The sequence below is a fragment of the Streptomyces sp. NBC_00704 genome, assembly GCF_036226605.1.
Lineage (GTDB): Bacteria > Actinomycetota > Actinomycetes > Streptomycetales > Streptomycetaceae > Streptomyces.
Genome location: NZ_CP109000.1, coordinates 5,145,310 through 5,158,766 on the forward strand (window position 1 = coordinate 5,145,310; position 13,457 = coordinate 5,158,766).

Annotated in this window: 11 protein-coding genes; all 11 read left to right on the forward strand. The window is 72.1% G+C overall.

The features are described 5' to 3' along the window. Positions 1–26: 26 nt before the first annotated feature. Positions 27–3,083: a non-ribosomal peptide synthetase gene (locus OG802_RS22465; protein ID WP_329413070.1), complete on the forward strand. Its 3,057-nt coding sequence runs from the start codon at positions 27–29 to the stop codon at positions 3,081–3,083. A 2-nt stretch (positions 3,084–3,085) separates the two neighbouring features. Next, complete coding sequence (locus OG802_RS22470; RefSeq protein ID WP_329417309.1) at positions 3,086–4,063, forward strand: TauD/TfdA family dioxygenase; 978 nt, start codon at positions 3,086–3,088, stop codon at positions 4,061–4,063. A 15-nt stretch (positions 4,064–4,078) separates the two neighbouring features. Next, positions 4,079–5,110 (forward strand): 2,3-diaminopropionate biosynthesis protein SbnB, encoded by a 1,032-nt coding sequence (gene sbnB / locus OG802_RS22475; protein ID WP_329413072.1) that lies wholly within the window; start codon positions 4,079–4,081, stop codon positions 5,108–5,110. 28 nt (positions 5,111–5,138) lie between these two features. Then, positions 5,139–6,149 (forward strand): 2,3-diaminopropionate biosynthesis protein SbnA, encoded by a 1,011-nt coding sequence (sbnA, locus tag OG802_RS22480; protein WP_329413073.1) that lies wholly within the window; start codon positions 5,139–5,141, stop codon positions 6,147–6,149. Next, a complete protein-coding gene (locus tag OG802_RS22485; protein WP_329413074.1) occupies positions 6,149–7,132 on the forward strand; it encodes a TauD/TfdA family dioxygenase in 984 nt (327 codons plus the stop codon). The genes sbnA and OG802_RS22485 overlap by 1 nt, the downstream gene beginning before the upstream one ends. Before the next feature lie 52 nt (positions 7,133–7,184). Further along, positions 7,185–7,826 carry a response regulator transcription factor gene (locus OG802_RS22490; RefSeq protein ID WP_329413075.1) on the forward strand — a complete coding sequence of 214 codons (642 nt, stop codon included), beginning with the start codon at positions 7,185–7,187 and terminating at the stop codon, positions 7,824–7,826. A gap of 121 nt (positions 7,827–7,947) precedes the next feature. After that, entirely contained in the window at positions 7,948–8,532 is a 585-nt protein-coding gene (locus OG802_RS22495) for an IS607 family transposase (RefSeq protein WP_329413076.1), read from the forward strand. After that, positions 8,529–9,986, forward strand: a complete 1,458-nt coding sequence (gene tnpB, locus OG802_RS22500) for an IS607 family element RNA-guided endonuclease TnpB (RefSeq protein ID WP_329413077.1) — start codon at positions 8,529–8,531, stop codon at positions 9,984–9,986. Before OG802_RS22495 ends, tnpB begins: the two co-directional genes overlap by 4 nt. Positions 9,987–10,143: 157 nt before the next feature. Beyond that, the gene (locus OG802_RS22505) at positions 10,144–10,890 is read left to right on the forward strand and encodes an ABC transporter ATP-binding protein (RefSeq protein WP_329413079.1); all 747 of its coding nucleotides are present in this window, start codon (positions 10,144–10,146) and stop codon (positions 10,888–10,890) included. Further along, positions 10,884–12,221: an FtsX-like permease family protein gene (locus OG802_RS22510; protein ID WP_329413081.1), complete on the forward strand. Its 1,338-nt coding sequence runs from the start codon at positions 10,884–10,886 to the stop codon at positions 12,219–12,221. Before OG802_RS22505 ends, OG802_RS22510 begins: the two co-directional genes overlap by 7 nt. 62 nt (positions 12,222–12,283) lie before the next feature. Next, positions 12,284–13,435, forward strand: a complete 1,152-nt coding sequence (locus tag OG802_RS22515; protein ID WP_329413083.1) for a sensor histidine kinase — start codon at positions 12,284–12,286, stop codon at positions 13,433–13,435. Positions 13,436–13,457: the final 22 nt, after the last annotated feature.

Below are 13,457 nucleotides of genomic sequence, written 5' to 3' on the forward strand. Positions count from 1 at the left end.
ACACTCCGCGAGTGGAGGAGCCTCTCATGAGGTCCGGTCATACCGCCGTCCCGCGGTGGCAGGCGACAATCGGTTCGGCGCCGGGCACGGCGACCGTCGGCATTCCGCTGGAATACGAACCGACGCCGACACAACTGTCAGCGGCGCACGCGAAAGTCGTCGCCGTCCTCAGCGGTGAGGACGAGGTGGCCTTCGGCCCCGCGCCCCGCCTCGTGCCCGTGGCCGGCGCCACCTGGGCCGGCCTCGTGGACCGCGTCCACGCCGCGGCCGCCGCACCCGGCCACGGCTTCGAGACCATGGCCGGCGGAACGCCCGGCGCACTGCCCGACGGCGTGGTGTTCGGGGTGTCGGTCGCCGACGGCGCACTGGTGCTGACGTACCGCACCGAGGACTTCGACGCCGACCACGCGGCCCGCGTCGCCGGCTACCACCACACGGCGCTGCACCGCATCGCCGCGGAACCGCACGCCCCGCACGAGGGCCGCAGCCTGCTCTCCGCCGAGGAGCGGCGCCACCAGCTCGTCGGCATGGCCGGTCCGGCGCGCGAGCTCCCGGACCGCCGCTTCCACGAGCTGTTCGAGGACCGCGTACGCCTGCACCCCGGCAAGACCGCCGCGATCATGGGCGAGCGCCGGATCACGTACGCCGAGCTGAACGCCCACGCCAACCGGATCGCCCGGACCCTCCTCGCCCGCGGCCTGGCCGCCGAGGACCCCGTCGCCGTGGTGACCGAGCGCAACCTGGACTGGATGGCCTGCGTCCTCGCCGTGTTCAAGGCCGGCGGCGTGTACGTGCCGATCGAGCCGCACTTCCCGGCGGACCGGGTCGGCGCCACCCTCGACCGCGCCGGATGCACCCTCGTCCTCACGGAACCCGCAAGCACCGCCAGCCTCGACGAGGCGCTGCGCCACCGCCCGTCCGTCACCGTGCTCCGCGTCGACGAGAGCGACGGGGCGGACCCGGCGGACCTCGGGACCGACGTCGGCCCCGGCCGGCTGGCCTACATCTACTTCACCTCCGGTTCCACCGGCAGCCCCAAGGGGGTGATGTGCGAGCACGAGGGAATGCTCAACCACCTCTACGCGAAGACCGACGACCTCGGGGTGGGCGAGGACGACGTCGTCGCGCAGGTCGCTCCGCAGTGCTTCGACATCTCGCTCTGGCAGCTCGTCGCGGCCCTGCTGGTCGGCGGCACGACCCTCATCGTGCCGCAGGAGGCGATCCTCGACGTGGAGAGGTTCGTGGAGGTCGTCCGCGGCGCCGACGTGGTCCAACTGGTCCCCTCCTACCTCGAGGTGGTGCTGTCGCACCTGGAGGAGCACGGCGGCGGCCTCGGCCGGCTCCGCTGCCTCTCGGCCACCGGCGAGGCGCTCAAGAAGGAGCTGGTCGACCGCTGGTTCGCGGCCTTCCCCGGCACCGCCCTCGTCAACGCCTACGGGCTCACCGAGACCTCCGACGACACCAACCACGAGGTGATGACCGAGCCGCCGCACGGTGACCGGGTCCCCCTCGGGTCGGCCATCGCCAACGTGCGGGTCTACGTCGTCGACCCCGGCCTCGAACCGGTGCCGCTCGGATCGCCCGGCGAGATCGTGTTCGCAGGGATCTGCGTCGGCCGCGGCTACGTCAACGACCCGGAGCGCACGGCCGCCGCGTACGGCACCGATCCGCACCGGCCGGGCGAACGGCTCTACCGCTCCGGCGACTTCGGCCGCTGGCGTCCCGACGGCAAGCTGGAGTTCCTGGGCCGCCGCGACGCGCAGGTGAAGCTGCGCGGCTTCCGCATCGAACTCGGCGAGATCGAGAACCGGCTGCTCGGCGTGGCCGGGATCCGCGACACGGCCGTGGTCGTCGTCGGCGAGAGCCTGGCGGCGTTCTACGCCGCGGCCGCCGAGGTGCCGGCCGACGAGCTGCGGACGCGACTGGCGGCCGCGCTGCCCGAGTACATGGTGCCGAGCCGTTTCCACCGCCTCGACGCGCTGCCGCTCACGGCCAACAGCAAGATCGACAAGAAGCGGCTGGCGCAGCTCGCGGCGGCGGACGAGGACGGACCGGAGCCGCCCGCCACCCCCACGGAACAGCGGATCGCCGCCGCCTGGGCGGCCGTGCTCGGCCTGGCGCCCGAACGGGTCGGCCGCACCAGCCACTTCTTCGACTCGGGCGGCACCTCCCTCTCGGCCGTGCGCCTCGTCGTGAAGCTCGACCGGGCCGTGTCGCTGAAGGACCTCACCCGGTACCCGCGGCTGAGCGAGCTGGCCGCGTTCATCGACGGAACGGGCGGGCCCGAGGGGACGGACGCCGGGACCGGCGTCCTGAACCCCCTCCTCCTGCCCCCCTCCCCGACCGGCACCCTGGTCTGCTTCCCCTACGCGGGCGGCAACGCCGTCAACTTCCGCCCGCTGGCAGCCGAGTTGGCGGACAGCGGACTGGCCGTCCTCGGAGTGGAGCTGCCGGGACACGACCTCACGGCCGAGACCGAGCCGTTCGTCTCCCTGGAGCTCGTCGCCAAGACGGTGGCGAGCGAGATCGGCCGGTGCGCGACCGGCCCGGTCCTGCTGTGGGGCCACTCGTCCGGGGCGGCCCTGGCCGTGGCGACCGCGCGCCTTCTGGAGCAGACGGGGCACGACCTGCGGGCCGTCCTGATCGGCGGCCAGCTCGTCGGCTCCCCCGACGTCCGGCGCGGGCGCAGCGCCGAGATCGCGGCCCTCACGCCCCTGGAGGTCGCGGCCCGGCTCGGCGGAGACGGCGGCTACGCCGATCTCACCGGGACGGACACGGCCCGGGCGGCACTGGTCGGCGCGGCCTACCGGCACGACGTCCTGGAAGCGGACACGTTCTTCGCCGACGCCGTGGAGAACCCCCCGGCCGCGCTCATCGAGGCCCCGCTGACCCTCGTCACCGCCGCCGACGATCCCGCCACCCGGGGCCACGAGGGCGACCTGCCCGCCTGGCGGCGCCTCGCCCGGGCCGTCCAGGTCCGCGAACTGCCCGAGGGCGGACACCACTTCTTCCGCACCAGGCCGGCGCAGACCGCCGCCGTCGTGCGGGCTGTCCACGACACGCACCCACGAGAGCGAGTGTGAAAGTGCCGCCGATCGACCCCGATCTCTTCGCCGGACTCGAAGGACGCCAGGACGAGGGCCGTCCGGCCGTCGTCACCGTCGCCGACGCGCCGGACCCGGCCGCCTGGGCCGCCCGGCACCACGATGCGCTGTACCGCGTCGTCGCCGCACAGGGCGCGGTACTGGTGCGCGGTCTGGAACTGTCCGACGCCGCGGGCGCCGCCGCGGTCCTCAAGGTCCTGGGAAGCGACCTGATGTCCGAACGCGAGGCGTTCGCGCCCCGCTGGACGTACGAGGACCGGATCTACTCCTCCTCCAAGTGGCCGCCGAACCAGCCGATGTGCATGCACCACGAGCTGAGCTACGCGGTCGAGTTCCCGGCCACCATGGCCTTCGCCTGCCTGAGCGCACCCGCCACCGGCGGGGCCACCGCCCTGGCCGACGCCGGCCGTGTCCTGGAGCAGCTGCCCGCCGACCTCGTGGAGCGCTTCGAACGGGAGGGGTGGCTGCTCACCCGCAGCTACAACGACGAGATCGGCGTCCCGTGGGAGGAGGCGTTCGGCACCGCCGACCGCTCCGAGGTCGAGAGGTACTGCGCGGCCAACGACATCTCCTTCACGTGGCACGGCCGGGAACTGCGCACCAGCCAGCGCCGGCCCGCGGTTCTGCGTCACCCCGCCGACGGCCGGCGGCTGTGGTTCAACCAGATCGCCTTCCTCAACCAGTGGACGATGGCGCCCGAGGTGCGGGAGTACCTGGTCGACGTCTACGGCACGGAAGGCCTGCCGTTCAACACGAGTTTCGGCGACGGCGGCGAGGTCACCGAGGACGTCGTCGCGCTGATCAACAAGGTGTACGACTCCGTCACCGTCGCCGAGCCGTGGCGGCCCGGAGACGTGCTGCTCGTCGACAACCTCCGCATGGCGCACAGCCGGCTGCCCTACGAAGGAGCCCGCGAGGTGCTCGTCGCGATGGCGGATCCCACCACCCGTTCCGTATAGAGGTTCAGGACCCACATGACCCAGCACAGCCCAGATTTCGCAGTGATATCCGGCCGGCAGGTGCAGCACGCGCTGAGCGGGCAGGAGAAGCTGGTCACCGAGATCGTCGAAGCCGCCTACATCGCGCACGGCACCGGCAAGACGGTCAACCCGCCATCGTACTTCCTCCGGTTCCCCGACCGGCCCACGGCCCGCATCATCGCTCTTCCGGCGTCGCTCGGCGGCGACGACGCCGTGGACGGGCTCAAGTGGATCTCCAGTTTCCCGGAGAACGTCAGCTCCGGGCTGCCCCGCGCCTCCGCGGTCCTGATCCTCAACGACCCGCGCACCGGCTATCCGTACGCCTGCCTGGAGAGCTCGATCATCAGCGCGAGCCGGACGGCCGCGTCGGCCGCGCTGGCCGCCGACCGGCTCACCCGCGGCCGGACCCGCCCCACCCGGGTGGGATTCGTCGGCACCGGTCTCATCGCCCGCTACCTGCACACGTATCTGGCGGGCACGGGATGGAGCTTCGACGAGGTCGGCGTGCACGACCTGTCCGACGACCACGCCGCCGGCTTCGCGGACTACCTGGCGCGCTCGGGCGAGAACGGCCGGGTGAGCGTGCACGCGAGCGTGGACGACCTGATCCGCGCCAGCGACCTGGTCGTCTTCGCCACGGTGGCGGGCGCTCCGCACGTCACCGACCCGCGGCTGTTCGCCCATCACCCGCTCGTGCTCCACGTCTCGCTGCGCGACCTGGCCCCGGAGATCATTCTCGACTCGGCGAACTACGTCGACGACGTCGAGCACTGCCTGAAGGCCGACACGTCGCCGCACCTGGCCGAACAGCTCTCCGGCAACAGGGACTTCCTCGACGGAACCCTCTACGACGTCATGACGGGCCGCGCCACGGTGCCGTCGGATCGCACGGTGGTGTTCTCCCCGTTCGGCCTGGGCGTGCTCGACCTGGCCGTCAGCGCCCACGTCTACGACCAGGTGGCGAGAAGCGGCGGCCTTCACGTGGTCGAGGACTTTTTCCACGAGATGAGCCGGTACGGCGGCTAGGGGCGACTGCCCGGAACGGGAGAGAGCTGTGCCAATTATTTCAGAGCCGCAGCAGTACCACGAGAACGATCTGTTCGTCGACCTCCACCGGACCTTCGGACGCAGGCTCTACCTGAAGTGCGAAGGGTTCAACTTCGCGGGTTCGATCAAACTCAAGGCCGCTCGGGCCATGGTCGACGCGGCGGAGGCCGGCGGGGTGCTGCGACCGGGCTCGGTCCTGGTGGAGTCGTCGTCGGGCAACCTCGGCGTCGCCCTGAGCATCCTCGCCGCCAGCAAGGGCTACGGCTTCGTCTGCGTCACGGACAGCCGCTGCAACCTGGCCACGAAGCAGCTCATCGAGGCCATGGGCGGCACGGTGCACGTCGTGACGGAACCCGCGGCCGACGGCGGATTCCTCGGCGCGAGACTGCGTCTGGTCAAGGAGCTGTGCGAGTCGGACGACCGCCATGTCTGGCTCAACCAGTACGCCAACCCGAACAACGCGCTCGCCCACTACTGGGCGACGGCGCCGGCGATCGCCGAGCGCTTTCCCGATCTGAAGGTGGCCTTCATCGGCGCGGGCACGACCGGCACGCTCATGGGGTGCGCCCGCTACTTCAAGGAGAACCGTCCCGACGTCAAGGTCGTCGCCGTCGACGCGGTCGGTTCGGTGACCTTCGGAGGGCCGTCCCTGCCGCGGCAGATCCCCGGCCTCGGCACGGGGGTCCGCCCGCCCCTGCTCGACCGGTCCTACGTGGACGACGTGGTCCACGTGGCCGAGGTGGACACCGTGCGGGCCTGCCGCCGACTGGCCAGACGGGGCTTCCTCTTCGGCGGATCCACGGGCACGGTGATCAGCGGCGCGCTGCGCTGGCTCGACGAGTACGCGCCGGGCCCGGACGTCACCGCCGTGGCCGTCGCACCGGACATGGGCGACAGGTACCTGGACTCGATCTACCACAGGAGCTGGGTCGAGGAGATCTACGGCAGCGCGGCGCTCGCCGGCGAACTGGAAGGGCTCGAGGACGTGCCGATGATGTCCACGACAGGTGTGGCCTGATGACTGAGCTGCTGGAAAACGGCGTCCGCGACGACGCCGTCCTCGTACTCGGCGGCGAGGCCGCCGCCGTGGAGGCCGTCGCGCGGGAGATGCTCCACGTCGCGAACGGCCGTGTCGACTCACCCGAGTTCGTGGCCGCCGCCCGGGACGCCTGGGACGGCCTCCCCGCCCCGCTCCGCCGGGAGGTCCGCCGGTTCCGCCGGCACTCCGGCCCCCGCGGACGCCTGCTGATCCGGGGGCTCCCGGTGGGCGACGAGGCGCGGCGCACCCCGTCGGCCGCCGACTCGGTCCAGCGGGAGGCCTCCGTCTCCGCCGCGATCCTCCTCATGGTGGCCTGCGGACTCGGCGACCCCGCCGCCTATCTCCAGGAGAAGTCCGGAGCCCTGGTGCAGGACGTCGTGCCCGTCCCGGGCCGGGAGGAGTTCCAGGGCAACGCGGGCTCGGTCCTGCTGTCCTTCCACACCGAGAACGCCTTCCACGAACACCGCCCGGACCACGTCATGCTGATGTGTCTGCGCACGGACCACGAGGGCGTCGCGGGCACCCGTACCGCCTGCGTCCGCGAGGTCCTGGACCTGCTCAGCCCGGCGGCCAGGAAGACGCTCAGCCTCCCCGGGTTCACCACCGAGGCTCCGCCGTCCTTCGGAGCCGGCCGTCAGGGCGCGCTCCACCACCCGGTGCTGGGCGGCGCGTGGACCGATCCGGACCTGCGCGTCGACTTCGCCGCCACCCGGGCCGCCACCGAGGAGGGGGCCGCCGCCCTCGCCGAACTGGGCGCCCTCTTCGAGCGGGTGTCGACGACGTCGCAACTGCTCCCCGGCGACCTGGTCATCGTCGACAACCACGTCACCGCCCACGGCCGCACGGCGTTCACCCCCCGCTACGACGGCCGCGACCGCTGGCTCCAGCGCACCTTCGCGCTGACCGCTCTGCGGCGCTCACGTGGGCAGCGCCCGGACGACGGCCACGTGCTGGTTGAATGAAACGGAGGTCGACGCAACGGGTCGACCGCCGACGAGGGGGCACGCTGTGCGAGTGGTCATCGCCGAGGACTCGGTCATTCTCCGTGAGGGCATGGTGGAACTGCTGACCGCCCGAGGCTGTGAGGTGCTCGCCACCGCGGACGACGCGGACGGACTGCTCGCCGCGGTGGCCGAACACCTCCCGGACGTCGCCGTGGTCGACATCCGCATGCCGCCCACCCATACGGACGAAGGAATCCGCGCCGCCGTCCAGATCCGTGCGGACCACCCCGAGGTGGGCGTCCTCGTGTTCTCCCAGCACGCCGAGCCGTCCTGGGCGGCCCGGCTGCTCGCCGGCGAGGCGTCGGGCATCGGGTACCTCCTCAAGGAGCGCGTCTCGGCCACCGCCGACTTCATCGAGGCGCTGCGCAGGGTCGCGGCCGGCGGTGTGGCCCTCGACCCGGAGATCGTCAGCCGTATGTTCAACACCGGCAGCCGTCCCCTCGACCGGCTGACGGAGCGCGAACGAGTGGCCCTGGACCTGATGGCCCAGGGCCACTCGAACCGTTCCATCGCCGAACTGCTCGTCATCTCCGAACGAGCGGTCGAGAAGCACGCGGCCTCCATCTTCGCGAAGTTCGACCTTCCGCCGGCCGCCGCGGACAACCGTCGCGTCAAGGCCGTCGTGGCGTACCTCCAGGAGTCCAAAACCTGAGCGCGGGCCTGGATCGCGGTGGGGGAGCGCGGTGGGGACGTCGACGGGGGGTGAAAGCTGCTACAGATTTTCTAGTCATTTGTAGTTATTTCTAGTCGTACGTCGCGGATATCTTGATCTTGTGAAGCTTTCGGAGTGGGCGCGGCAGCAGGGCGTGAGTTACCAGACCGCCTGGCGATGGGTGAAGGACGGCAAGATGCCCGTTCCCGTCACCCAAGCGCCGTCCGGGACGTGGCTGGTCGCCGAGCCCACTGCGGAGGCCTCTGCGGTGGCGGGGCGGGTGGTGGCGTACTGCCGTGTCTCGTCAGCCGACCAGAAAGCCGACTTGGACCGGCAGGCGTCACGGGTGGTGGACGGGGCGAACGGGCTTGGCCTGCCGGTCGCGGAAGTCGTGACCGAGGTCGCCTCGGGGCTGAACGGGCGGCGGCGCAAGCTGCACCGGGTGCTGTCCGACCCGCAGGTCGCGGTGATCGTGGTCGAGCACCGCGACCGGCTTGCCCGGTTCGGTGTCGAGCACCTCGAAGCGGTCCTGTCGGCGTCCGGGCGGCGTCTGGTCGTCCTCGACCCCACCGAGACCGCCGATGACCTCGTCCGGGACATCACCGAAGTCCTCACGTCGATGTGCGCGCGCCTGTATGGGCGGCGGGCGGCGAAGAACCGGGCCGCTCGCGCGGTGGCCGTGGCGACCGGCGAGGACGCCGAATGAAGAAGTTCCAGCCGCAGCCCGGGTTCGTGGTGCAGGCGTTCCGGTTCGCCCTGGACCCGAACGCCACCCAGGAGGCCGCGCTGCGTTCGCACTGCGGTGCCGCGCGGGCCGCGTACAACTGGGCTGTGGGCTGGGTGACGGCGGCGTGGTGGCAGCGCCGCGCGGAGGAGACCTACGGGATCCCCGAGGAGTCGCTGACCGAGTGGCGGCCATGGTCGCTTCCGTCGCTGCGGAAGGCGTTCAACGAGGCCAAGCACACCGACCCGCGTTTCTCCGCCTGGTGGGAGGAGAACTCCAAGGAGGCGTACTCCACCGGCCTCGCGAACGCGTCGTCCGCGTTCGACAACTACGCGAAGTCGAAGAACGGCAAGCGCAAGGGCGCCCGGATGGGCGGCCCCCGGTTCAAGTCGAAGCGGAAGGCGCGTCTTGCCTGCCGGTTCACCACGGGCACCATCCGTGCGGACGCCGACGGCCGGCACGTCACCCTCCCCCGCCTCGGGACGATCCGCACCCACGAGCCGACGGTGAAGCTCCTCGGCCGCGTCCAGGCCGGGACAGCCCGGATCCTGTCCGCGACCGTGCGGCACGAGCGCGGACGCTGGTTCGCCTCGTTCCAGGTCGAGGTCAAGCGCGACATCGTGCGCGTGGCTCGCCCGGATGTGGCGGTCGGCATCGACCTCGGTGTGAAGGCCCTCGCCGTGATGGCCGACAGCACCGGCGAGATCCGCACCGTCGCGAACCCGGGCCACTACGACGCCGCCCGCGCGCAGCTGTGCCGCGCCTCCCGGACCGTGTCCCGGCGCCAGGGCCCCGACCGGCGCACCGGGCAGAAGCCGTCCCGCCGCTGGGAGAAGGCCAACGCGGCCCGCAACCGCGTGCATCACCGGGTGGCGAACCTCCGCGAGGACGCCCTGCACAAGCTCACCACCGCCGTGGCCGCCGAGTACGGCACCGTCGTGGTCGAGGACCTCAACGTCGCCGGAATGCTCCGCAACCGGCGTCTGGCCCGCCGCATCGCCGACGCCGGGTTCGGGGAGATCCGCCGCCTGCTCACCTACAAGACCGGCCAGCGCCACGCCACCCGCCTTGTGGTCACGAACCGCTGGTACCCCTCCTCGAAGACCTGTTCCGGGTGCGGCGCGGTGAAAGCCAAACTGCCGCTGCACATGCGGACCTACGAATGCGATGCCTGCCACCTGGTCATCGACCGGGACGACAACGCCGCGCTCAACCTCGCCGCCCTCGCGGCGGCCTGCATGACTGGTACCGGAGTGGCCGCAGACCAGGACACCACCGTGGTGGTGCCGAAGCCTCGTGGAGCCGACCGTAAGACCCGCGCCACCCGCCCCCGCCGCACGGCGGAGACGGGGCGGGCAGGTGGCGCGACCCTGCCGCACCAGCGGCAGACAGAAACGAGAGACCGTACTCAAGCCGAAGCCCTCACGCTTTGGTGACGAGACGGACCTTCCGGGCCGAAATGCCCGGAATGCTGAGACCTGACTAGGGCCTCAGCAACGGGCGGATATCCGAACCCCCGGGACGGGAGGTAGCACGATGGTCCTGAGCAGCCGTGTTGCCGAGAATGAAGGCATGTCACTGAGCAGTGGGACCATGGCCCGACCTTCCGTGGAAAGCGGTCTGGGAATTCGCGCGGAGAACCTGCACCGCTCGTACGGCCGCGGCCGTGCCGCGGTCCACGCTCTGCGCGGCGTGGACATCGGCTTCGCCCCCGGCACCTTCACCGCGGTGATGGGACCGTCCGGATCGGGCAAGTCGACCCTGCTTCAGTGCGTGGGGGGCATGGACCGCCAGACCTCCGGGACCGTGCACTGGGGCACGACCGACATCACCGCGCTGCCCGAGCGCCGCCTGGCCCAACTGCGGCGCGCGGAGGCGGGGTTCATCTTCCAGTCGTACAACCTGATGCCGGCCATGACGGTGGAGCAGAACGTCGCCCTGACCGTTCGGCTGGCGGGCGACAAGGTGGACTGGGCGGCGGTCGCCGACTGCCTCGAGCGGGTGGGTCTCGCCGACCGGAGGAAGGAACGGCCCGGCCACCTCTCCGGCGGCCAGCAGCAACGCGTCGCCGTGGCGCGCGCGTTGTTCACCCGTCCGCGCGTGCTGTTCGCCGACGAGCCGACCGGCGCGCTCGACCGCGCGACCGGACGCGAGGTGCTGTGGCTCCTGCGCGAGGGGGTCGAGAACGACGGCCGCACGTGCGTCATGGTCACGCACGACCCGGTCGCGGCGAGCTTCGCGGACCGGGTGGTCATCCTCGCCGACGGAGTCCTCGTCGACGAGCTGGTGCGCCCGTCCGCCGCGCAGATCTCCGAGAAGCTGAGTGAACTCGCATGCTGAGGCTCGCACTGGGGCTGCTCCGGGCCAAGCCCTCCCTGCTCGCGGGACCCGCCGCCGTGCTCCTGATGGCCGTCTCCGTGATCACCATGTTCGGCTCCCTCGTCGCCACGGCGATCGACGGCCACGCGGGCTCGCGACTGGGCGTGATCGGGGGGGCGTTCGGCGAGATCGCCATGCTGATGACGCTGTTCACGGTCACCAACACGCTCTCGTTCGCCGTGCGCGGGCAGGCCCGGGACATGGCCCTGCTCCGGACCAGCGGAGCGACGCCCGCCCAGATCAAGCGCCTGATCAGGTGCCAGATCCTCTGGCTGACCCTCTTCGTCTCACCGCCCGCCTGGTTGCTCGGCGCATGGGGCGCCGGACGGTTCCTGGAAGAGCTGGCCGCCCGGGACATCGTCCCCGCGGACGCGACCGTGGTGTGGTCCCCCTGGCCGCTGCTGATCGGCACGGCGGTGACCCTGCTGGTCGGGGTCGGCGCGGCGAAGATCGCCGCACGCCGCGTCGTCCGCGGCCGGCCGTCCACCGTGCTCGTGCAGACGGCCGAGCAGACCGGCGCGGGCTGGCTCCGCGGCATCGCCGGTCTCCTCGTCATCGCGGGTTCCGTGCCCCTCGTGGTCTTCACCTCCCGGCAGCCGGCCGAGAAGTCCGCCCAGCTGGCCCTGCTCGGCTCGCTGCTCTTCCTGGTCGCCGTCGGGCTGCTCGGCCCCCTGCTGGCCCGCGTCTCCATCGTCCTGCTCGGTGTGCCGTTCCGGTTGGTGGGCCGCAGGCACGGGGGAGACGCCGGCGGCGCCCTGGCCGCCGACAACCTGCGCGGGCACGCCCACCGGCTGTCCTCCGCCGTGGTGCCGATCGCCCTGCTGGTCGGACTCTCCAGCACCTTCGCCTCGGTCAGCGGCACCCTCCAGGAGGTCGCTCCGTCCAGCGCCTCCGCCGAGAGCGACATCTGGCTGCGCGGGGTGGAACTCGCCATGCTGGCCGGCTTCGGAGCCGTGGCCACCGTGAACACCCTCGCCTCACTGACCACGGCGCGACGGCGCGAGTACGCGCTGCTCGCCCTGACCGGCGCGACCCGGCGGCAGCTGATGCGCATGCTCGGCACGGAGGCCACCCTGACCGCGCTGGCCGGAGTGGTGCTCGGCGTCCTGGCCGCCGCGCCCATGAGCATGGCGTTCGCCTGGGCGGCCACGGGCGAGCTGCTTCCCACGATCGCGTTCGCCACCTACGCCCCGCTGGTGCTGGGACCCGTGGCGCTGACCGTGGTGACGATCCTGTCCACCGGCATGCGGGCCACCTCGGAGCCGGCGGTCACCGCCGTGGCCGTGCAGTGAGCGCGCCCCGCCTGGCGGACCGGGACCGCGCCGGACGACGGACACCGCGTCCGGGAGCGATCGTGTTCGCCCTCACCGGGGTGCCGCTCTCCCTCCTCGGCATGGCCTACGTCCTCGCGGTCCTCTACGTCGGCGGGCTGCTCTCACTGACCGTGATCGGGCTGCCGGTGCTCGCGCTCGGCCTGGCGGGAGCCCGCCACCTGGGCCGGGGCCACGTCCGGCTGATGAGGACCCTGCTCGGCGAAGGCATCGATCCCCCCGCGCCGCCGGCGGCGGCGCCCGGCGTGCTGCCCTGGATCAGGAGCCATCTCTCCGACGTGACCGCCTGGCGCAGCGTGCTCTACCTCACGCTGCGGCTCCCGCTCGACCTGGTCGCCTTCGTGCTGACGGTCGCGCTGCCCGCCTTCGGCGTGTGGTCGATCGTCTGGACGGTGATCGGTAGCCCGCCGCTGTGGCTGGCGGTCACGGCGGTCGTGGGCGGACTGGCCGCCCTGGCCGTCGCCCCGGTGGCGGCACGCACCATGATGCGGGCGCACCGGCTGCTGGGCAGGAAGCTGCTCGGTCCCAGCGCCTCCCAGCTGCGGGTCAAAACCCTGGAACGGGCGCGCACCCTCGCCTTCGCCGAGGGCGCTCGCGACCTGCGGCAGGTCGAGCGGGACCTGCACGACGGCACGCAGGCCCAGTTGGTCGCGATCGCCATGACGCTGTCGCTGGCCACCGACGCGCTGGGCGACGAGCCGTCCCCCGGACGCACCGGGGCCCTCGTCGCACGGGCCCGCGCCCAGACCGACACGGCCATCGCGGAACTGAGGCGGCTCATCGACGGGATGAGCCCCGCGGCGCTCGACCGCGGACTCGCCGACGCCCTGCCGCAGTTGACGGGCCAGGCCAAAGTGCCCGTGGCCCTGACGGTGGAGATGTCCCAGCGGCCGGATCCGGTGATCGAGCGGGTGGCGTACTTCTGCGTCGCCGAACTGCTCACCAACGTCTCGAAGCACAGCGGAGCGACGAAGGCGTCGGTCGACGCGCGCGTCATCGGCAAGGTTCTGCGGATCCAGGTCCGCGACGACGGCGGCGGCGGAGCCGGGATCGGTGCGGGCAGCGGTCTGCCGGGGCTGAGAGAACGGCTGACCGCGGTCGACGGCACGCTCGCCCTCCACAGCCCGCCCGGCGGCCCGACCACCGTCGTGCTGGAGATGCCGGTCCGGATCTGACCGTCCGCGCCGACGGGCCGCC